This window comes from Streptomyces sp. UH6 (assembly GCF_013421635.1).
GTDB lineage: Bacteria > Actinomycetota > Actinomycetes > Streptomycetales > Streptomycetaceae > Streptomyces > Streptomyces abyssomicinicus.
The window spans coordinates 1-1,863 of the sequence record NZ_JACADT010001068.1 but is presented as its reverse complement, the minus strand read 5'-3'; the positions used below and the strand labels follow the sequence as shown (position 1 = coordinate 1,863).

General features: G+C 69.7%; 1 protein-coding gene and 1 pseudogene. One reads left to right on the top strand and one right to left on the bottom strand.

Annotation, left to right across the window (positions count from 1 at the left end; translation table 11 throughout):
• A pseudogene (locus HW445_RS29270) lies at positions 1 to 293 on the bottom strand (diacylglycerol kinase); the annotation flags it as partial.
• A gap of 205 nt (positions 294 to 498) precedes the next feature.
• Between HW445_RS29270 and HW445_RS29265 the strand changes: the two are divergent.
• On the top strand, positions 499 to 1,782 hold the full coding sequence (locus tag HW445_RS29265) for an adenylosuccinate synthase (protein WP_151773457.1): 1,284 nt from the start codon (positions 499 to 501) through the stop codon (positions 1,780 to 1,782).
• Positions 1,783 to 1,863: the final 81 nt, after the last annotated feature.

Sequence of the window (1,863 nt, the reverse complement as noted above, 5' to 3'; positions counted from 1 at the left end):
GCCGGCCGCACCCCCACCGGCACCACCGCCAGCACGCAGCCGTCCAGCTCGCCGTGCCGCTCCAGCACGGCCACCGCCCGCAGCAGCGCGTGGTCGTCCCCGACCACCACCGGACGCCGTGATCCGCGGCGCTCCAGCACCCGGACGAACTCCTCCGGCCCCTCCGGCAGACACCACTTCACCCGTGCGCCCGCGCACAGCACGTCCTTGGCGATCCGGACGGACTCCCCGTCCGTCCTGCGGGCAAACGGGTCGACGACCACGAGAAGCTGGTCCGAAGCCACCTCGGTCATGCCTCGCTTCCTCGGGTCCTCGGGTAGCATCTTTGTGCAAGAGCCCCTTGCGCCGCGTTCCTCGTGCCAGGGGCTTCGTCTATTCCGGGGCATCCGGTCCGACGGGAACCGCGGCCGACGAGGGCCGCCGGGCGCACGGGGCACGGCATGGTCGTGCCGCGCGCCCCGACCCAGGACATGCCCCGCCCGGAAGGGGTGTACGCCTGTGCCCGCACTTGTGCTGCTCGGTGCTCAGTGGGGTGACGAGGGCAAGGGAAAGGCCACCGACCTGCTCGGTGGCTCCGTCGACTACGTGGTGCGTTACCAGGGCGGCAACAACGCCGGCCACACGGTCGTGGTGGGCGACCAGAAGTACGCGCTGCACCTGCTGCCGTCCGGCATCCTCTCCCCCAACTGCGTTCCGGTCATCGGCAACGGCGTCGTCGTCGACCCCTCGGTGCTGCTCTCCGAGCTGAGCGGTCTGAACGAGCGGGGCGTGGACACGTCCAAGCTGCTGATCAGCGGCAACGCGCACATCATCACCTCGTACAACGTCACGTCGGACAAGGTGAGCGAGCGGTTCCTGGGCAAGCGCAAGATCGGCACCACCGGTCGCGGCATCGGCCCCACCTACGCGGACAAGATCAACCGCACCGGCATCCGCGTCCAGGACCTGTACGACGAGTCGATCCTCCAGCAGAAGGTGGAGGCCGCGCTCGAGGTCAAGAACCAGATGCTGACCAAGCTCTACAACCGCCGCGCCATCGCCACCGACCAGGTGGTCGAGGAGCTGCTGGGCTACGCGGACAAGCTCCGGCCCTACGTCGCCGACACCGTCCTGGTCCTGAACAAGGCGCTCGACGAGGACAAGGTCGTGCTCTTCGAGGGCGGCCAGGGCACGCTGCTGGACATCGACCACGGCACCTACCCGTTCGTCACCTCCAGCAACCCGACGGCCGGCGGCGCCTGCACCGGCGCGGGCGTGGGTCCGACGCGCATAAGCCGTGTCATCGGCATCCTGAAGGCCTACACCACGCGTGTCGGCTCGGGTCCGTTCCCGACGGAGCTGTTCGACGAGGACGGCGAGGCGCTGCGGCGCATCGGCGGCGAGCGCGGTGTCACCACCGGCCGTGACCGCCGCTGCGGCTGGTTCGACGCGGTCATCGCGCGGTACGCCACCCGGGTGAACGGGCTGACGGACTTCTTCCTCACCAAGCTGGACGTGCTCACCGGCTGGGAGCAGATCCCGGTCTGTGTCGCCTACGAGATCGACGGCAAGCGGGTCGAGGAACTCCCCTACTCCCAGAGCGACTTCCACCACGCGAAGCCGGTCTACGAGTACCTGCCGGGGTGGAGCGAGGACATCTCCTCGGCGAAGTCCTTCTCCGACCTGCCGAAGAACGCGCAGGCGTACGTGAAGGCGCTGGAGGAGATGTCGGGCGCGCCGATCTCCGCGATCGGCGTCGGCCCCGGCCGCGACGAGACGATCGAGATCAACTCCTTCCTGTAGGACCCGTCGCCCGGGACCCCTCGGGAGGTGACGCGAACGCCCCGGTGGCCGCTGCCACCGGGGCGTTCCCGGGCCCGCCGC